This window comes from Paenibacillus sp. FSL M7-0802, from assembly GCF_038004945.1.
GTDB classification, from domain to species: Bacteria; Bacillota; Bacilli; order Paenibacillales; family Paenibacillaceae; genus Paenibacillus; species Paenibacillus polymyxa_B.
The window spans coordinates 2,105,121-2,125,724 of the sequence record NZ_JBBOSD010000001.1; the positions used below are offsets into that span (position 1 = coordinate 2,105,121).

General features: G+C 42.8%; 15 protein-coding genes. 2 read left to right on the top strand and 13 right to left on the bottom strand.

Annotation, left to right across the window (positions count from 1 at the left end; all coding sequences use genetic code 11):
* The first annotated feature begins 54 nt into the window (after positions 1–54).
* Both MHB54_RS09875 and MHB54_RS09880 read left to right on the top strand, forming a co-directional pair.
* Positions 55–936 carry an AraC family transcriptional regulator gene (locus tag MHB54_RS09875; RefSeq protein ID WP_023986871.1) on the top strand — a complete coding sequence of 294 codons (882 nt, stop codon included), beginning with the start codon at positions 55–57 and terminating at the stop codon, positions 934–936.
* 115 nt (positions 937–1,051) lie between these two features.
* Positions 1,052–2,026 carry a bile acid:sodium symporter family protein gene (locus MHB54_RS09880; protein ID WP_023986870.1) on the top strand — a complete coding sequence of 325 codons (975 nt, stop codon included), beginning with the start codon at positions 1,052–1,054 and terminating at the stop codon, positions 2,024–2,026.
* 267 nt (positions 2,027–2,293) lie between these two features.
* Here MHB54_RS09880 and MHB54_RS09885 read toward each other — a convergent pair whose 3' ends face one another.
* The 13 genes from MHB54_RS09885 to MHB54_RS09945 all read right to left on the bottom strand — a co-directional run bounded on the left by MHB54_RS09885 (position 2,294) and on the right by MHB54_RS09945 (position 20,604).
* The gene (locus tag MHB54_RS09885) at positions 2,294–2,719 is read right to left on the bottom strand and encodes a MarR family winged helix-turn-helix transcriptional regulator (protein ID WP_023986869.1); all 426 of its coding nucleotides are present in this window, start codon (positions 2,717–2,719) and stop codon (positions 2,294–2,296) included.
* Between the two features lie 999 nt (positions 2,720–3,718).
* Entirely contained in the window at positions 3,719–3,964 is a 246-nt protein-coding gene (locus tag MHB54_RS09890; RefSeq protein WP_340981578.1) for a hypothetical protein, read from the bottom strand.
* 278 nt (positions 3,965–4,242) lie between these two features.
* A complete protein-coding gene (locus MHB54_RS09895; RefSeq protein WP_023986865.1) occupies positions 4,243–5,910 on the bottom strand; it encodes an AraC family transcriptional regulator in 1,668 nt (555 codons plus the stop codon).
* A 153-nt stretch (positions 5,911–6,063) separates the two neighbouring features.
* The gene (locus MHB54_RS09900; protein WP_080751592.1) at positions 6,064–7,026 is read right to left on the bottom strand and encodes an ABC transporter substrate-binding protein; all 963 of its coding nucleotides are present in this window, start codon (positions 7,024–7,026) and stop codon (positions 6,064–6,066) included.
* Positions 7,027–7,292: 266 nt separating this feature from the next.
* A complete protein-coding gene (locus MHB54_RS09905) occupies positions 7,293–8,111 on the bottom strand; it encodes an alpha/beta fold hydrolase (protein ID WP_264454214.1) in 819 nt (272 codons plus the stop codon).
* Positions 8,112–8,214: 103 nt separating this feature from the next.
* The gene (locus MHB54_RS09910; protein WP_264454215.1) at positions 8,215–9,291 is read right to left on the bottom strand and encodes a pentapeptide repeat-containing protein; all 1,077 of its coding nucleotides are present in this window, start codon (positions 9,289–9,291) and stop codon (positions 8,215–8,217) included.
* Between the two features lie 462 nt (positions 9,292–9,753).
* On the bottom strand, positions 9,754–11,088 hold the full coding sequence (locus MHB54_RS09915; RefSeq protein ID WP_264454216.1) for a DUF418 domain-containing protein: 1,335 nt from the start codon (positions 11,086–11,088) through the stop codon (positions 9,754–9,756).
* Positions 11,089–11,309: 221 nt separating this feature from the next.
* On the bottom strand, positions 11,310–14,123 hold the full coding sequence (locus MHB54_RS09920) for a M14 family metallopeptidase (RefSeq protein ID WP_340981581.1): 2,814 nt from the start codon (positions 14,121–14,123) through the stop codon (positions 11,310–11,312).
* Positions 14,124–14,252: 129 nt separating this feature from the next.
* Positions 14,253–15,245, bottom strand: a complete 993-nt coding sequence (locus tag MHB54_RS09925) for an LCP family protein (protein WP_028541103.1) — start codon at positions 15,243–15,245, stop codon at positions 14,253–14,255.
* A gap of 47 nt (positions 15,246–15,292) precedes the next feature.
* Positions 15,293–15,991 carry an SGNH/GDSL hydrolase family protein gene (locus MHB54_RS09930; protein WP_028541104.1) on the bottom strand — a complete coding sequence of 233 codons (699 nt, stop codon included), beginning with the start codon at positions 15,989–15,991 and terminating at the stop codon, positions 15,293–15,295.
* Positions 15,992–16,018: 27 nt separating this feature from the next.
* Positions 16,019–17,806: an acyltransferase family protein gene (locus MHB54_RS09935; RefSeq protein ID WP_264454221.1), complete on the bottom strand. Its 1,788-nt coding sequence runs from the start codon at positions 17,804–17,806 to the stop codon at positions 16,019–16,021.
* A gap of 188 nt (positions 17,807–17,994) precedes the next feature.
* A complete protein-coding gene (locus MHB54_RS09940) occupies positions 17,995–19,140 on the bottom strand; it encodes a hypothetical protein (RefSeq protein WP_264454222.1) in 1,146 nt (381 codons plus the stop codon).
* Between the two features lie 3 nt (positions 19,141–19,143).
* A complete protein-coding gene (locus tag MHB54_RS09945) occupies positions 19,144–20,604 on the bottom strand; it encodes a sensor histidine kinase (RefSeq protein ID WP_068941287.1) in 1,461 nt (486 codons plus the stop codon).

Below are 20,604 nucleotides of genomic sequence, written 5' to 3' on the forward strand. Positions count from 1 at the left end.
ACTATATACGTATTTCATCATTAGAGCCGCCTAAGGCTAGGAGATGGATAGATTATGAATAAGAAAGCTGATGGATTTGAGGGTGAAAAGTTATATGTCCTTCCACCCTATATGCTGGATAAATTAAATATGAATCTGCTTACAAAAAATCTATATATTACGGATATAGGCTGCTTCAGCCATGCCCGCCATCATTTTCGTGAAAGAATGCACGGATGTGACTCTCATATATTCATCTACTGTGCCAGCGGAAAAGGTTGGATACGAACAAAGGATGGCCTAACGATTGACATGACGGAGCGAAGCTTTGCGTACATTCCCAGGGACATGCCACATGCTTATGGGGCTGACGATGGAGATCCTTGGACGATTTACTGGTTTCATCTTAAAGGGGACCAAGCTGATGATTTTATGGCATTATTCGAGCCTTTTAAAACGTATATTTCGATGGCCGCCAGTGATGAAGTCAAACTACTGGAGCTATTTCATCAGTGTTACGACCTTTTACTGAACAAATCATACTCCATCATACATTTAGTTCAAGTATCGCAAACTGTCCGTTATCTGCTGAGTTTTGTTGTTTCCGTTGCATTTCGCAAGGAAGACAGTACGTACCAGAGTCATGTGGATAAGGCAACACGCTATATGAGTGAACAATTGGAATCCACCCTTTCGCTTGAGGAGCTTAGTCGGCATGTTCAGGTATCCAAGCAGCATCTGAACTTGATATTCAAACAATCCACCGGCTACTCTCCTGTCGATTACTATTTAAGAATGAAGATACAGAGGGCCAGTCAGCTTTTGGATTTGACGAATGCTTCTATTAAAGAAATTAGCATACAACTCGGTTTTAGGGACCCTTACTACTTCTCCAGGCTATTCAAAAAAATAATGGGTTGCTCTCCTTTGGAGTATCGAAATAATTTGAAGGGTTGATCTATGTTCATCAGGAGCGTTCAAATTTGCTTCTATCGGGCTACCGCAAGGTCACAGATCATTTACGAATCAGGGGTGCAAGGTCTATACTTAAGGTTAAAAAAGGAAGTTTTGTATGCTCCTCACGTTGAATCGAAGACTAAATGCAGCTATGCCGCTAATTACACCAATCAGTATTCTAATTGGCGTCCTGATCGGTACGCCGTTGTCACAATATACCGAACTCTCTCCCTGGCTGTTTGCATTCATGACCTTCGCGGGCAGTATCAGTATGGGGTTTAAGGATTTTGTCCATGTGATAAAGCATCCTGGTCCGCTGATCGCCTGTCTGTTTATTCTTCACCTGGCCATGCCGCTTCTCGCCATGATGCTGGGGCATCTGGCTTTCAGTAATGATCCTTATACGATCACTGGACTTATTCTTGGTGCAGCTATCCCTACAGGTATTTCCAGCTTCGTGTGGGTCAACATCTATAAAGGCAACACGGCGCTGACATTGGCGATCATTCTAATTGATACGATTTTGGCCCCATTCGCCGTGCCGGGCATCATGTCCCTGCTGATCGGAGCGGATGTGCATCTCGATACCTGGGCGATGATGCAGAGTCTGTTCTGGATGATTGTCGTTCCTTCGCTAATCGGCATGGTATTGAACGAATGGACTAAAGGGAAGATCAAGCAGGTATGGGGACCTCGGCTAGGCCCGTTCTCCAAGCTGGCTATGGCTCTTGTCGTCATGATTAACGGATCTGTCATCGCGCCTTATCTGGTCGATTTTAATCTCAAGCTTGTTGGAGTATGCCTATCAATAGTCGTCCTTGCTTCCACTGGATATGCGATCGGTTATCTGATATCAGGGCTGATGCGGTGGAATAATGCAGACCGTACGGCGCTTGTCTTTAACGGCGGCATGCGTAATATTAGCGCGGGAGCTGTGCTGGCCATCACCTATTTCCCGGCCCCGGTAGCACTGCCTGTTGTACTCGGGATGATTTTCCAGCAATCCACGGCATCTCTGGTCGGATTTCTGCTAAGTCGTCGCGACCGCGGCAACGCCAAGGAAAAGCGCAATACGGCCTCAGTTTCTTAAGCAAAGGGAGGCTGGCGGCGGTTCCAGACGATAAAACTCCTCCTTATGAGGAGGAGTTTCGGAAGGGCGTTTCTATGCGCACATGGTTGGGAGCTTAATTAAAACATGCATGCACAATCATGTAAATGTTCACTTTCCAATCATAACATTTCTATTGAATCGTCTAGGGTAATAAACTAAGCCCCTGTAAAGAGCCTTTCGTGGCACAACGTTCAAGCCACATATTACCCTAAGGAAACTAAGAACGATATACACAGGTTGCAAAGTCTAAAATAGCTTTTGCGTAAGATTTTGAAATTGTGACTTCACTCCATCTTTCTGAAGTTCTGATTGTAACACCTGATTAAAGGTTTGAAGTGCACGCTGGAATTTATTTTCACCTAATTCCGTAATCCGAGTATACACACCTCGTCGATCATCCTCGCATGTATATCTTTGTAAAGCCCCGCAGTTTTTGGCTTCCATTCTCACTACGAGTCTCGATGTCGCACTTTGACTTAATCCCACCAATTCTTGAAGTTGCTGCAGTCGTAATTTTTTTTCCTCGGAATTGGATATAAAACCCAAAACATAAAACTCCTTCAAGGATAAATCATAATTTTGTAGTAGAGCTTGTTCTAACTTATCATTTAAAGTGGAATGGATGTGAGACAAAGACAACCATACATCCAAGAGTTCGTTTTCATGTTGCAAGTTTAGACCACACCATTCTATGTTAAAGTATCTCCACTTAGTTTATCCTATTGTATCAAGCTTAAATGGAATGGTCAAAATCCATACAATATTTTAAATATTACAATCCGTCGTCACCGAACCAGTATGCAAATGCAGCATAATGATTCTCGTTTCAGAGCGTCCACTTATTGACAGTAATCCACCTTAACTATCGTCCTATGCATGTACATTGCTGCAATTAATCTTAAAAATGCGAGAAAGCGAAGATAGGTCAATTATGGTGGTATCTGACCATAATCAACCTATTGAATGAACGGCATTGCTTTACGGCCCGATTTATCAATGTGTTCCGGCCGAGGATCTCCTTGCACAAAAATTCAAATTCCGTTGTCATCCATGGGCGAACGGTTCCCAAATGAAGCACAGTGCTCATATGCCAACCGATCGCCAGAGCGCTAGCCGCATCGACTTGCGCGATGTGCTCCTGGAACACGAGAAAGTCAGTCAAGGAAATTCCCCGCCCCCAAGGTCTGATGGAACCGCCAATTTAAGGTAACCGATTTTCCTCAAATCGGTTATCAACATATAATTCAAGTCGTTTTCCGTATCCGCCTTCTCGGTCTCTGCTGCGTTTTGCATCAAGATTACGTTAATCGAGCAAGCCATTCCTGCTGTCTATCCGTTGTTACCAATCCGTGCCGAACTGACGGCATAGGGTTGCACCCCCTTATATGCGTTGATTGAACTTTTTTAAAACTATAACAGCCATGATTCGGAAATTGAATGTCCAAAAGTGATTTCCGCTTTATCCAAATGCGAATTCTTTTACTATTCATATTTATTTACTTTGTTTTATGTGAAGCTCCATCTTATAATAAGGCAAAAGCAATGCTAAAAACTTTAATTTAGGAGGTGCATTCCATATGTCGACAAAAGCTTATGAAAATCACCTCAATGCACCAAATAAATATTTCTTTACTCCGACATCACTCGAAAAATCGAGCGGTGCTTGGCCAGTCAGGGTCGGGTCAGCGAAGCAAAAGTCCGTCGCCCAGTACCTGCTCCTTTATTCTGATTTAAAGGAGAAACACACACGTTATCAATGTGCATACGATCATCATTTCCTCCTATATCCAGAGCACCAATAGTTGTTTCTCCCTCTAAAATTGTAAAATGATGATATTTTTCTATATTCTCAGATAATTTTCCATATGTTTCACAAGCTGGATTAGAATCAAAGTTCTCGTATTTATCCAAGTCCATGCATTACCTTCCCGATCAAGTTGAGGGGCACTCGCTTGAAACCAGGAATTCTTGGCGCTATAGTCACGGCCGTGCCCTTTTTTTCATCATCAAATATTAATGTTTTGTTCTCCCAGTATGCTGTAGATTCAGATGCGAGAGGCCTAAATCCTTGTTCCACTGTCCGAGCGGAATGAAAATCTGGCCATAGATGGAGAGTACATTCCTCGTTAATCGAGTTATGCTGGTTAAGCGCTGTCCACGCTCAAAAAAAGTGATTAGGGTTTAGCCTCCCCTGATCACTTAATTTTCTTATTAAAAATATACGGTAGCACCTCTAGCAACTGTCCGCGTGTAATGGGATCATCATAATTCCATATATTATCCACAAAATGAGTCTTACTGTTACTTAGATCGGCTAAAGCCGCAATATGTGGACAGTGAGCAACAGTTTGCAATTCCTGGCGAGAAGCCAAGACGAAATTACGATCTCCCGCATAGTGATTCATTTGATGCTGCTGAATTTCTATCCATGCTTGCCCTTGCTCGATTAGGTGCATCACATTGGCAGAAGGACGAAAGCCAAGAGATTCATACAAGGTGGCAGCCAATCCGCTCTGGCCCATAATATAAAGTTTTGTACCAAACTTGAGATAAACAGCAGCTGTCTCTCCAGCAACATAAGCATCTGCTAATTGCCTACGTACCAATCTTACTTTGTTCTCATATCTAGTAATCCACTTCTCCGCCGCTTTACTACGTTCAACTAGTTTAGCAATATACCGTAACCGCTCAAATAGTCTAAACTTACTGTTCAATATAACAGTAGGAGCGATCGCATCTAGTTTCTGCAAATCTTGTTCGGGATGAACATAGCTAAGCAATAATAACTCCGGCTGCAGTTGTGCAATTTTATCTGGATCTGCCCAATGCCCGATATTATGAATATTTCGCAACTTATTGTGATAAATCACGTTATCTTTCATTATAGAGATGGCCGCTCCTATAGGGGGCATGGCTAAAACGAGCAATTCTCCAAGCGTAAATTTGCCATCAGTCACGATACGTGTTGTATCTTTGGGAACATGAATCTTTTTGCCAAATGAATCGATAACTGTTCTTTGCCCAGTACGAAGATGAATATTCTCATACTCACGCGGGGTGTGTCCAGTTAATTTATGAAAGCACCGGCTGAAATAGTATTCATCCTTAAACCCAATTTGTCGAGATATTTTGCCCAATGTCTCGGTGGAATTACACAGAAGTTCTTTTGCGTGGTTTATACGTAATTGGACCAAATAATCATTTGGCTTTTTGCCGGTCATTATTTTAAACTTTTGACTATATTGCCATCTGACCATTCCAGCCATGTTAGCAAGTTTTTCAACTGTTAAGTCTTCATCATAATGCTGTTCCATATACTGTACGGTTTGTTGAACCAAGTTTATCTTTTCATTGTTCTGCAACTGGGAAACTTGCTCATCGAACTGAGCCATCAACCCCAGAATGAGCTGAAGTCTACCTTGCATCATAGCCATTTCTGATGTGGATAGAGAGGAACAACATTGGTTACTTATCCATGCTTCATTCCCTAATACTCGATTGATTTGAGAAATCAACAGATTATAGGGGTAACCACAAAGCAAAGGTGGATGAGCAACCGGATTCAAAGTCATTCCTTCTACTTTAAAGGTTTCAAAGGTAAAGCGTGCAAGCTGTGCCTCTTTGTTACTTGATTCCATAGTGTAGCGTTGTACAGGCAAAACCAGAATGCAGCTTCCTTGTCGTAGATCGATTGCAATATTGTCTACATACAGCCGTATGCCGTGACTGAGTGCTATCAATAATGTGCATAAATTTGTTTCATTGTCATTCATTCCCTCATTGTGGCCATTCGCTGGAATTATCTGGTCAACTTGAAACCTATCATAGTGTTGCAGCCTAATATACAGGGGTGCTAGATTCATAAGCAACTCTCCAACAATTGAAAATGAGAATCATTATCGTTATTGTAACATATAATGACCTGCTTTCAACTATAGTTCAGCTTTTAATAGTTGGAGTATGTGCTATTTTAGAAAACTAGCGATATAAAGAACTGAATGTGCAAAAATAAGTTCTTACTGTTGGTCCATCCATTGTGGCATCTGTTCAAACAATTGCTCCAAAGCTAACAAATTATCTGTATTCCATTCACTGGGAACAACATAAACATTTCCTTTTTGGACTGCAGGCAAAGTTGCCCATATCGGTCTTTGTAGCAGTCGGTCAGCTACTGTTTTACTTTCATCATCATCTTGTACAATTACAAACAAATGATCACCAGCAAATTCTGAAAGCACTTCTTCTGAAATATTAACGAAAGACACGCCTTCTTGATCAAGAATATTCTTCTGTACAGCTGATGGGACGGCGAAACCGTTCTCCCCATAAATAATAGCACCCAGGCTACGATCGCCCATAACATAAAGTGTTTTACCCAACTGGTAGAAAATTGTCGCTGTCTCCCCTTCTGCTAATTGAAACTTATCAAACATTTCTTTCGACTGTGCTTTAAACTTAGCAATCAATTGAGCTGCCTCTTCCTGTTTGCCAAAGATATTTCCCATCTCCTTTACACGTTCTGTATAAGGAAGAGCTGGGTTAAAGGGGATAGTAGTAGCAATTTTCGACAATGCCTCATTATGATCTACTTCTGCCTTGTAATAACCATTAATAATCAGATCGGGTTTTAAACTCAGAATCGTCTCTAAGTCACCAGGATTTCCAACATCAACGATTCCTTCAAATCTACCTTCATAGTAACTAGGAGTATCTTGGGGAAGGTTATTACCAACAACTGGAATACCCATCGCCAAGAAATCACCAATTGTCTGGCCAATATAAACAACTCGTTTTGGATCTGCAGGTATTTCAACCTGTTTACCTGTTATCGTTGTATATTGAACAGTTTTCTCACTTTCCTCTTTCTGTTCATCAGACACGCTGCTATTAGCATTAGAAGTACTGCATGCCGATATTATCAACAACAGGAGGAAACTCCCTACCCAGAGTATAATTTGCTTTCCACGTTGTTTCTTCACACTTGTTACCCCTTTCCTTCTCTCTATTAATTGAAAATGATTATCATTTACGGCATTATTATAGGTAGTGTGAAAAGGGGAAACAATGAAAAAAACGCAAAGGTTTATTTGGATAAATGTCAATGATCGTCCCGAATAAAACATCTGTTCTCTTATTTCATTTATATGCAGACAGATGCGAATGACACACTACTAGCAGCTATCCCAACCTTTGGACATAAGCTTTGCAGACGAGCCAAGCATTAGTTCAATGGATTAATATACAACTAAAATCCAAACTCTGTTACTCTTTCAAGCCACTCACGCATAAGTGACTCAAATAATAGAGCCTGTTCAATCTGAAGATTATGGCCTGCTCGATCTAGAACAGCAAAGGTTGCTCTAGGATAATTGTCTAAAATTCTAAAAGCATCTATGTAACCAACGACTGCATCTTGTCGCCCAAGAGTAAAAACTGTTGGTTTATCGAAAACTAATTTATCTATATTGGTAGAAAATCCATAGTTTCTTTGAATCTTGCTAAGAAAATCGTAGTCAGCGATCTTACAACCTGCCACTATCTCTTCAGAATACCTTTTCCAATTATATTCATTGAGAACGACTTGATTTGCGCTAAAATCACTTATTTGCTCTTCACTTAAGGTGCCCATAAACTCGCGATCACAATGAACAACAAAATGCTCGGGCAGTATTCTTCTTTTGTGTTCAGGAATAATTAATGGACAAATCAGAGCAGCTCCACCAATACGATCTTTATGTCTATTAATTATTCCCCTTGTAATATATCCACCGTACGATTCGCCTGCTATGAGATAATCTTGGTTTGGGACAAGAGTTTCAATAAAATTTATAACTGCTTCTAGCATATCATCTGAATTACATATTTGATTGTAGTCCTTTGTTTGTCCCATTCCAGGCAGGTCAAGATAGATACGACGCCAATCGGGATTATCTTCAAATATCGGTTCCATGCACCCACTCATTAACCGATGGTCTGGTGTAAAACCATGGATCATTACAATTGGTTTGCCTTTACCAATTTCCTCGTAATATATATTGGCATTCTTGACTTTACAATATGGCATACAGACTCCTCCAAAATTGAGTTATTTATAATATTCTTACACTAAAGAAGAATCTACATGTTTTATCAAGCCTAACAAAGCACAAAATAGGTTGTTATTATGGTTAAAGATGCATGCCTAAACTAAATCGGGTTCCATCCAGCACCGCTCCTTTGAAACAGGCTCCCTCAACTGCTGCACCAATGAAGTTGGCCCCCTGAAATTTGGCTCCTGTAAGATCTGCTCCTGCAAAACTTACGGGTTGAAAACCAGGTCTTTCCCATCGTTCAGACTGGTATATTCCAGGTACAGCTACTGCATCTCGAAAAGACGTTCCTCTTAAGTTGGCTTTTTCAAAACGTGCTTCTTGAATCAAACAATCGCTAAAGTCAGCTTCTATTAAACATGCTTTATTCCAACAGGAGCCAATCAAATTTCCTCCTGTAAAAACACTATTGATAAAAGAACTTTCACTCAAATCGGCATATTGCAGACGTATTCTCTCATAATTTCCTTGAGACCCATCGATCTTGCGGAAAACTTCATGTATGTAGTCGTAGGGCTTTTTTTCCTCTAGCCAGTCTTTAATCACAATGGAATCTTTGACACGCACATCTCGTTTATAAATGACTTCACTTCGATCTAAATATTCTCCGACTCTCAGTTCGAATACATCTTCCAACTCTATTTCATGAGCAAACTGAATATCATCGAACCATTCTTCTGTGATACTAAAACGCGCCAAGGCAATGATATATTGATGAATATATACTGCCCCTTGTAATTTCATCCTCTGAATATCATCTGGTCCGATTCTTCCACCATATTTCTTAGCGTGCTTACTTAATTCCATCTCCCACTCGTTCAAATAGCGAAATGCCCAATCTGCATTATAGGTATCTCGACAAGTATGGAGATCCATAAACCATCTTTTATCCATCGCCTCCACTAAATAGGTCGTCCTTCCGTTTGCTAATTCGGTACGAAGCATGGAATAAGATATATATCCCAAGGCGTGTTTATCACCTTCTTGCTGCATCAACTTGACTTTCTCAAATATCTGCTCCAGTGAATTGCAAAATGTCTTGGCTAAAGCATGCTTACGATTTTGAAAAGAGGCTTCCAACGCGAATAACATTCGATGTTTTAGGGGTTCATAGATTTCATTTTTAAAATGTCGAAAAACCTCTTCACGATTCACGCTCAATCTCCTTTCTAGTCGTCACATTTACATAGGCTGCACGCCTCAAGTAGTTGGTTATCTTAAACCGAAGTCTAATTTTAATGATATGTGAAATCATAATTTTCAAGGGTATATTTAACAGTAAATCATCCTTATGTATGTATCGGACAAATTAGTGATTTTGTTTACAGAAAGAACCATAACTGTACTCAATGAAAAAGGGGTGGGTTCACAATTGAACCCACCCCTTCCGAGAAATTAAATATTAATATTTTCTATTATTTTCATGATTAGTTTCTCTTTTTCAATTCTGTTCATTGATCATCTTATAGCTCAGTTTATTTAGGCACCATGATCAGAGCCGATGAATACCGAAAATCGGACTGTATTCTCTTTATCTGGTATCCTGTTTGATCAGTCCGTTTTAATTATAACCCGGCACTTTCTATGACTATAAATATAGAGTATCAAGAAGGCTATCTACTTTACTGTTTGTGAGACTGGTTGGGTAGGACTGAATACTCGGTCAAAACGGCGCATCAGTCCTTCAAGCGGGCCGACAGGAAGCCGCGCAATCAGCCAGCCCAGCAGTAGTGCCGCCACTCCGATAATCAGGTCGCCGAACGGAACGCCTTCGAGACTATGCCCGATTCCTATCAGATCAAGAATCCAGACCACCACAAACTGAATGGCATACATGGTCAGCGCCACGCGCCCGACTGCCGCAAAAGGCATTAATACAGCGGAAAATTTCTTCGCCACGAAGCATGCTAGTCCCAATACCAGAAACGAGATTCCCAGGCCTATAATCGTCTGGAATGACGAAGCGGTGTGCGGAGCCGACTGCAAAAGCATATGCCACATCGGTGGTTCCGTGTTAAGCGGCCAAATTGCGTATTCATCCGGCTGCATAGGAGCAATTCCCTGTGCGCTGATCAGCCATTGTTCAAAACGAAGGCTCCAACCTGGAAGCACAAAAGTGGCCAGCGTTTTGCCTATCACAAGCATAACAATACCGCTGCCTGCGAGTATGAGAGCTGTGCGTATCCTGGTGAGGTCAAAGCGGCCAATGGCCATGCCGGCAACAAATGCAGGAGTCAAGGCGAGAGCTGACATCGGACCTCCCGCGATATCACTAAGAAGATAAGCTTTCGAGAAAATGCTTGATCCAAGAATCATTAGTGGCGGGGCCGTCACGAGCAAAACTGCTGCTGTTGTAACAATTGTGCGGGTCGAACGGCGAAATAACATTAGTGCCAACACAAACATAGCTGCATAGGCAGGCAAAATGACACCATATGGAGTGTTCAGCATAATAAGCAAATATCCGATAATATCAACAAATACGGCGCGTGCCAGCATTCGCGCACGGAAAGCGGCCGTATCCGCTCCCCGATCCATCATGCGCTGTGCCATAATGGAATAAGATATACCCCCGCACAATACGAATAATAGTGTCGTGTTTCCAGAAACAATCGCAGAAACGTTTGGGTTCGATCCGAAGTGCTGCAAGTACATTCCCAGCACCGCCAGTCCTCGTACTGCATCAAGTGCTACAAGACGCCCGGTGCCCCGCCTTCTCCTCGACTCTTCTACAGAGCTTCGAGAAGGAATATCGCTTTGTGTACCGTCGTAGGATGTATTGGATATACCTGCTGTATCTACTGCTTTTTCATCCAATTTATTAGCAACCGTCTTTTCATCTACTTGATTTTCATTCAACTGGCTGTTTACGGAAGAAGCTCGTTTTTTAATATTTTCCTCTCCCTCATACTCTCTGACGAATCTGCTCATCAGTTTTATACTACTTAGCAACTTGCATTCCTCCCTGAAAATACTGAATTCACATTTTTATCAACCTGGTTATGCAGAGGATTGATGTCACGCTATAGTCCAATATATCCTGCAGATGTCGCTAAAGTTTGATCAAGTTGTAAACAAAATGTCACAGTAGGCGAAACCGTTTTATCGCAAAAACAACCTTATTCGCAATTGATCACTGGAATAAGGTTGTTTGCAATATCATTAAAAGTCACTCAGTATTTTCCGGCGACGGCATTAAAAATTGAATTGGCCAGTAGTCGGAATTGCTGCTGTGAATGAGCGCCATTGGTTAGATCATTGGAGAAAACAGTAAGATTCTTTTTGTTTTCCTTATAGGTGAAGGCCATGATCTTTCCTCTTGCAGCATCGTGACCTGGCCACCAGCCCGCTTTGAAGAAGTTTTCTTTATTACTTATGGTCGCAAGAACTTTTGCTGCTTTAGGTAGTTTTGTAATGTAAGAACCTGTAACGGTATAGAAGTATTCTTCGTTAGCGTAAGGGGCTGTAATTACATTATCCTGTTTGACATTCGCTAGGAACACCCCTTCGTATCTTTCCCATGTCGGTCCAGCAAATGCAAATTGAGGAATTGAGTTTTTCACGTTATCCATTCCCATATTTCCATAAGCAATGTAAGGCTTTCCTTTCTCGACAAGTTTATCGGAATCGAATGTATTCACCAGCACATCGGCATGTTGCTGATCATCGGTCACTTTAAAACCGAGATTTTTGAGCACATAAGCTGGTTCACCGAGAGCGGCTACCGTAGAAGGTTTAAGAACTTTGCCAACAGGTCTATTATTGCCGAATGCCGTTACATCAAGATAATACTTCGAGGCCAGCGGGTGCAGATCATCATAAGCCACTGCAAAGTCGCCCGCTTCATATCCTGTTCCGCTTTTGGATAGCATTGTAACCACTTTGCCGGATTTAAGCAATTCATTAACCGTTTTGATGACATCGTTATTGGTGTTTCGGATTAAAACATAGGCAGAATGATTCGGCATTTGTGTTGCCGGAATCGATACGGAAGTCACCGGAGAAGTTTTGCCCGCAAACACTCCGGCTTCTCTAATCGCATCACATTCAAATCCTCGTAGGACTGGAAAGTCCTGTACAATCTCGCCAGCTACGGAAGCATAATCTGAGACATCAATACCATCATATAAAACCATGTTTGCAATGCCGTGTGTGGCCTGATGCATATTTATGATAAATGAACCTGCAGGGTAGGTCTTGCCAGCAGCACTTACAGCTTTTGTCGAGCGTTCAACCTTTACTCCATTGCGGATAAAATATTCAATCATCCGGTAGGCTTCCAGCGGATTTTTTTGAAGACTTTTATCAGTCGGCAAAACGTAATATTCAGGGAAAAAATTCTTATTACCGTGACGCGGGCGGCCAATGACTTGATTTTTTGCATTGACTAGATACCGATCTACGGCATGATCATCCATATTATTAATTCCACGTTCATATATTTTCAGCTGGTTCAAAAATAACTTTTCTTTCTTTTCCATAACATAATCGGTTGCTGCAGCGACACTATAGTACAATGCTTTGGTCGACTCCTCATTCGATTCAGGTGTTTCCAGCGTATGTCCCATTGCACCATGGTGCATGGCGAAGACAGCTGTATAGGCTGGAGACGCATCGTCCCATCCCGAAGCAGTTCCTTTGGAAACATATTTAGGATTTTCGGCCGTTTTACGATGTTCTTCATAAGGAATATGGTAGTAATCATACTTCGTGTTTGCAATACCTGCTTCACCCATCACTTTTGCCTGTTCTACCATGTTATCCATAAGCAAATCGTATTCAATATTCGGATTGTGAGGCGGTGTGGTAGGCTCAATCAGAAAATTCTTATCAAACCCATGCAGATCTAGGAAAGAAATCGGCGACCATCTGGCGATTTGCTCTGTTATACTGCGTGTTTCAGGCTGAGTTTGATATGAATTATCCCGATTCAAGTCAAAATATTCAGCATTAGAACGTTCGGTATGAACCCTTCCATCCGGATTCTCCGTATACAGGAACAGGAAAAATACATGATCAAGCGCATCATCCAAATTCAGAGTTACCGTACTCGATTTTCCATTGGACGGGGTGGTCTTGTACGTAACATTTTTATCGAGGGCCATTGTCTTAAAATAATTGATAATCGCATCAAAGCCCGGCGCTTCATTTGGATGAATATTGTTGATCCAGATGGGCACTTGATAATCTCCGAATGCACCGGATTTAATATCGTTCTCCAGCTTTGCAGGATGATTCAGCATGTCAGGATGAGTTACATTCTGATATTTGTCAATCGTTGCTTTATCTTTGGCAAGCACAGTCATATAAATATCGCGGCCTTCCACGGATTTGCCGATCGACATCGTTTTAATGTATCTGTTGTTTTTTTGAGCTGCCTGTGCCGTAATCGCATCAATCTCCGGCTTCAGTTCGTCATACGTGCGGAAGCTGTCGTACGGGACCAGTTTCATGGGAGCACGGGCAACAGTTTTTCCGTTGACTACTGCAGCCAGTTCATAGGTCCCCATCAGGGAAGCGTATAGCGGACGCTGCAGACTCGGTTCGGCAAGATTCTCCGTACCGTAAGCAAGACCGAAATTGATATTTGCAGTGACTTCTCCGTTTTCTGCTTTTATCTGAGTAACTGTGATAAAGGGGGCGCCATTATAATCGCCATTCTTGTACGATTTCCATTCCGATAATGGCTTTCCACCATATGTCCAGCGTATTTTCTTTATATTGGTCCCCTTCGGAAGTTTAAATCTAGCTTTAATTGTTCTTTTCTTCGTCATGGATGCTACATTGTTATCCAATTTCAGTGTCCGGGTATTTTCACCTTGCGTTGAAATTGTTTTTGTTGGTTGACTCTGTTTATCGTTCAATAACGTGCTTTTTGCACGCTGTGCAGCATCAGCCATAGCCATGTGCGGAGCAGTGATCTGCAGAAGCATGGCGGCGGATATGGTTAACGCCAAGCAGAACTTTACTATCGGTTTTGTACCCATTCTTTTTCCCCCTATTTATAACCGAAAGACCATGTTGTACTCTTCTTTATTCACAAAGAGCATTTAACAGACTATTGTCCGGCAAATGATGATTTTATATATTGTCCAATCCTATTCAAAATCTGTTTTCTACTTTTGTTCGGAAGGATTGTCTGTAATCGAGTTAGAAGCGTCGGAGTTTATGATACTTTGCACAAATTGCTTCAAATCCGTTCGACTTTTTACGTCCAGAACAGCCGCTCTGCCAACATAGGTTTCTTTTAACAGCTTCATTGGCGGTATTTGTTCATTTCCCTGTAATGTACTTTGATACCCTACCGAAGCCAAATTCCACATATCAGAGACTGACAAATTGGTATCGATATACGGACTGATTTCCTCTAGAATGGAAGGAAACTTCATAATGGAAGTCGTTGTTTTTACCTTCTCGGCTAATGCCGTAATCAATTGCCGCTGTCTTTTTGTTCTGGAATAATCGGACATGGCATCATGACGAAAACGGACATATTGAAGCGCCGTTTTGCCGTCGAAATGCTGCTGTCCCTGCTTTAAATTAATATCATACTCATGCTGATCGGCTTTGCTCTCATAGTACATATCCTTTTCGACATAAAAATCGAGTCCGCCTACAGCATCCACGAGTTTAATAAACCCCTGGAAATCCGTATATACATAAAAATGAACAGGCACCCCCAGCAATTCGCTGACTGCTTTCATCGCCGTATCTGGCCCATGCGTAACAGCGGTATTAATTCGATTTTTGCCGTACCCGGGAATATCCGTATAAGTGTCTCGAAGAATCGAAAATACATGAATATGCTTATTGGCAGGATTCAATGAAACGACCAACATGCTGTCGGATCTGGGTACCTCGCCCTTGTCACTTCCACGGGCATCCACACCCATCAGCAGAATGTTGACAGGCTCGGTTCCCTCCCACTCCGGAGCTTCCAGAGCTTCGGCATTATCGGTGCTTACTTTAATGAACGAGGAGTTTGCCGGTGTTTTGTTAAGTCCTTCTAATCCTTTGTAAATGGACAAGAAATAGTAAAAGACAAAGATTACAGCAGCGACCACAAGTAACAATGTTACAGTCAATATCCTCTTTTTCCTCTGTGTCATGTCATTCTTCCTTTCTGGATGATGAACGCCCCTGCCCCTTTCTGTATTTAAGATTTTTGCAAGGCTGCTACGAGAAGTGAAGTGTAGTATCGGCTACCATCTGGTTTTAAATGGACGCCATCTCTATAAAAATATTCATCTTTGCCTACACTAGCCGAATACCAGTCCACCACGCTGACGTTACTGTATTCACCAGCGACCTGTGCAATCGTGTCATTCGCCGTGTCTTGCCAGCCTTTCGGCACCCGGGTGGTAACCAAGATTACCTGTCTGGCTCCAGAAAGGGATTGCAGTACGTCGCGCAGTTGGTCTTTGCTAAACGGACCGTTGGTGCCGAGTTCGATAATGACCTGGTCTCCCAGTTTGCCTTGGGCGGACAATTCATTAATGACTTTTATAGCTTGAGACATCTGCCGGCCAACCTTGCCGTCAACCGTCATATTCGGAAGCTGCTCTTTTAAATAAGGCTCAATTCCGACCGTAACCGAATCTCCAATCATCGTGACGCCCTCGCCGTTTAAGGAAGCGGATGGTTGAGCTTGTTCTCCGCTGGTGCTGGAAGCCGCACGCTTTTGTGCAGCGGGCTGCATCGCATCAAGATTGTATAGAGAAGAATCCTTGCTGCGTGATTCGTTATCATCCGAATTTTGCTTTGCGTGCATATGGAGGCCGATGGCTCCTAAAGCGATAAGGATAACCATAAAACCCCCTAATGTTTTTACCATCCATCCATTTTTTTTGTTCATACCTAGTTCATCCTTCCCTTTAACATGCTAGTAGGTTTTATCTTGTTTGATAGCATCAATCAAAAACGAGGCATAATACTGAGCGCCTTCTGGTTTCAGATGAACACCATCGTCATAAAACAGATCGTTGCGGTTTTCGCTGGCCGAATACCAGTCGATAAGCCGGACATTTTGAAATTCACCAGCAATTTCACGTAGATTGTCATTTACGGTATTCTGCCACCCTCTCGGTACTCTGGTCGTTATCAGATAAATGTGCCGGGAATCCTGCAGTGAAGCCAGCAAGGACTTCAGTTGACTCTGGTTAAAAACGCCGTTGGTGCCGAGTTCAATAATAATTTTATGGCCAAGTTTGCCCTGTGCCCGCAGGCCATCAAGCACATCCTCGGCCTGTGACATTTGCCGTCCCACCTTGCCATCTATGATGATACCGGGAAGCTGTTTTTCCAGAAACGGGGCGGCATCCAGAATGACAGAATCTCCAATCGCCGTGACCCCCTCTCCTTCTGCGGAATGGCCTGTATTTTCAGCGGAACAGCCGGATTGCAGCTTTTCTGTCTGGACGGATTCCCGGCTTACAGTTGCTGGCGCATCGGGTACAGGATCTGGTGAATCCGTCTTCCATGATGTCAGGACCAGAATGATGGCGATAACAATTACGACAAGACCTAGTTGGCTGCCAGCGCCTGATCTGCGGAGTGATTTTAGGCTGGTCCCAAAGGTCCCGCGGCGGATGGGCTCTTCGATGTATCTGTAGGAAAGACCCGCCATTATGAAACTGACCATTACCTGCAGAGCAATGCGCATATAGCTGGCATCTTCGGTACTTACCGCGGGACTTGATAAAATAATGACCGGATAATGCCATATATACAGACTGTAAGATCGCTTACCGATCCAGCTTAGAGGCCGGCAGCCGAGCAATCGTTCCAGTCGATTGGCCGGATGAACAAGTACAGCAATAACAACTGCAGTAATGAGTGATAAATAAAGAAAACCGCCGCGATACAGCGAATCATCAAACTGGTTGGTCTGACCGATCAGGATAAACAGCATTACAATGCCCAGCACGCCAGTCATATCCAGCATGGTCCGGGACGAAGAAGATACATTGTCGCTCAGTCTCCAGCTGGGCCAGATTACCGCCAGAGCCGCTCCGATTAAAATGGCAAACGCCCGCGTGTCCGTCCCGTAATACACCCTACTTGGATCTGTTCCGGGTTCGTATATAACGGCCATTGCTATGGCAGATACGGCGGCGCAACCCAGAATGTATAACATCAGTCTGCCTCGTCGCGGTGCAAGGCACAGACCGATCAGTAGAACAAGCGGCCAGATTACGTAAAACTGTTCCTCAATGGAAAGCGACCAGAGGTGCCCGATTGGAGAAGGCGGGCCAAAGCTCTCAAAATAGGAAACATGATGAAAAATGAGATACCAGTTGTTTACGTAAAAAAGCGAGGATACAAAATTCCCTCTTAATTCCTGCAGTCTGGAGAAATCGGTAATTAAAAAACACAATGCCACTGCAGTCATCATAAAGATCATTGCTGGCAGTAGTCTGCGCATTCGTCTTATCCAGAATTGCACAATAGAAAAACCGCTGCGCGTCCTCCATTCAAAAAGGATCTGATCCGTAATTAGATATCCTGACAGGACGAAGAAAATCTCCACTCCCAGCAGCCCACCCTCTGCCCATCTGAAATGAAGATGATAAGCAATAACAGCAAGCACGGAGATGGCCCTTAGCCCATCCAGACCGGTCATATAACGTTTTATGGGTTGATTCAGGTGCAGATTCCGGTTTCCATTCACTATGGTCCATTCCTTGTCCTTATAGGCTAATAGTCTTGCTTCATTTACTTACTATAGAAAAAAGATGTCGCTAAAGTTTGATCAACATGTAAACAAATTGTCACAACGGTTGCAAAAAGAAAAACCTTATTCCGGCTGAACAACCGAAATAAGGTTTTTGACATATACAAATATGGCGATCCTAACCACTATTTCAATTCAATGATCAATGACTCCTTGCTAGGAGAATCCGTTGGCGCAGTCTGCGAGGAATCCAATTGCTTTTGTCCTTGAAGCAGTACACTTTTATTGTTCGGATTCCAGTACATATGCGTCGGCAAAATTCCGCGATACACCGGTTCGTTGTACAGTATATTTCTTCCTTGCACCTTGCCTACGTAAGTGATATTTTGATCATACACGGTGTATGCGATATTTTTCCTGTCAGGCGAGAATTCAAAATCAAGCACTTTTTCCAGAATGACGGAGAGCTCGCCGTTTCGCTGATCATATTCGTACAATGAACTATCCGTTCCGAGAAACACAAACTGGTCGTTATTCATCCAGGCTACTGAATCTCCACCAAACTGACGCTCGTATTGAAACTCAATATTCTTCCCGGAAACCTTCCCCATGGTTAGCACCTTTTTCTGACCTTGTTTTGCACGAAATAACTGCAGCAGTACGCTGCGACCATCATTTGCAAGGTTAACACTCAAAAGCGTGTCCCCCTTTAGGATACCTTTTAACTGATATTTGCCGGAAGTTTGAGCCCCTATATCGTAGATGTACAGGCTATCAGCTCCATTATCAACCGGGTTTTCTACCAGGTAGCCGATATACGAACTGTTGGCAGACCAGGAAACATATTGTACATAAGAATCGTTTCTGGTGCTGATCCTGTCTATTTCCTTTTCCTTGCCATCCTGCAAGGAAATAAGCTTTAAGGTTGTCTCCGAGGAAGAACGAGAAAATTCGCAAATATATTTACCATCGGGAGAAAGTATAGTATTGGAAGTTACATTGCCGATTCCGGGTATGGCCTTGCTCTGCTCATACGGATAAGTTAAACGTTCCAGCGTGCCTCGCTTCAGTATGGTCATGGCTCCGAACGAAGCGATGACAGCATCTGCAGACGACCAGCCCAGCAGCTGACCCGTATTCGCAAAACGATCCGGAAGCCGATATATTTTTTGGACCTGAAACGGCCGAGAGCTTTGATCAGCACTGGAAACTTCATTGCTGTCGGTGATGACGACGGTCTCTGTTTTTGGTTCTGAACTGCATCCTGACAGCAGCAATACCACAAGAGATACGACCAGCAGCATTACAAAATATTTATATTTATTGCCCATTATTCATTCTCCGTTCCCCGCGGTTTCCAGAGCTTTAAATTCCACCGTTACGATTGTTTCATTATGCTCGTTTGTAATCATGATGGAACCTGCAGATTCTTCAACGATGGATTTCACAATACTGAGACCCAAGCCTACACTGCCTTCTTCCGCGCTGTCGGAATAAGCCGGATAAAATGGTTGTAACAAGCGTGACAGATGTTCTGCCTCAATCGGATCGCTTGGATTGCTGAAGATCAACCGGATCTTTTCTTCTGACCGCACCGCTTTTACCGATACTGCCGAAAACGGCAAACTGTATTTTATCGCATTATCTATCAAATTGATGAACAGCTGTCTGATTCTGTCCCCATCGGCCAACATGATCAATTCCTCACTAATCTCATATTCGATGGTCTTTTTATAGCGCTGTGCCCGGATCGTCATCGATTCACACACATCCCGCAGGATCAGCCCGATATCCACCCGATCAAGCTCATTGATCATGATATTTTTGCGTGAAACTTCCAGCAGTTTTAGCACCATCGCATGCAGGCGCCTGCTCTCCTCGATAATATGATTCATTCCTTTATCAAAAAAAACACGATCTTTCTCACCGTTCAGCCTGATCAGCTCTGCATATCCCAGAATGGAGGTTAACGGCGTTTTCAGTTCATGAGTGATATTGTCAAAAAAGCGCTTTTCCTGCTGGTGAAGTTGCTTTAAATGGTCCCGGTCCTTCTCAATAATATGAATCTGTCTACTAATTTGATCAATCATATCGTTAAAATTTTCAGCCAGTCGGCCAATTTCATCTCTGCGTTTAAAATGAAGGCGGATATCCAGATTCCCGTTTTTCACCTCGGTGGATGCTTGCGTCAGTCTGGTCAGCGGGATGGTAATATGCCTGGAAAGAATATAGGAAAACAGAAAGGCTGCCGCAAAAATCGCCAAGGCAATATAGAGAGTAATCTGCCGAATCTGTCCGGTTTGTTCGTAGAGTGAGCTGAAATCTTTGTAAAAACGCAGTATGCCCACCTTTGAACCGTCTATAACAACCGGATAGGAGAAAAGGACAGTCGTCTTATTACGATCATAAGTAATGCTGTACGCTGTATTGCCATCAATCGCCTGCTGTAGATCGCTTTGCATTTGCTGCTGAAATAAGGAGCTGTCCGGGGCATAAAGCAATTTGCCTTTCACCGTATATACGCCAACACTGCTGTCCGTGGTATGGTTCAGATCAGTTGCTATCTCCCTGGCAATCTCTCCAAAATACAGCTCATTGCTGCTGAAATGGTTAATCAGGAAAGCCTGGCGCACATACACATTGCTATTGTTTTTCAGTCCGACCAGTTCGGAGGTAACCAAATTCTGATTGCTTGTCCGGATAAATTCCTTGACTGTCTGATTAAGCACGACAAAAGAAAACGAAAAAATCAGAAAAAAACCGATCAGAAATTTGATGCTGATTTTACGTATCAT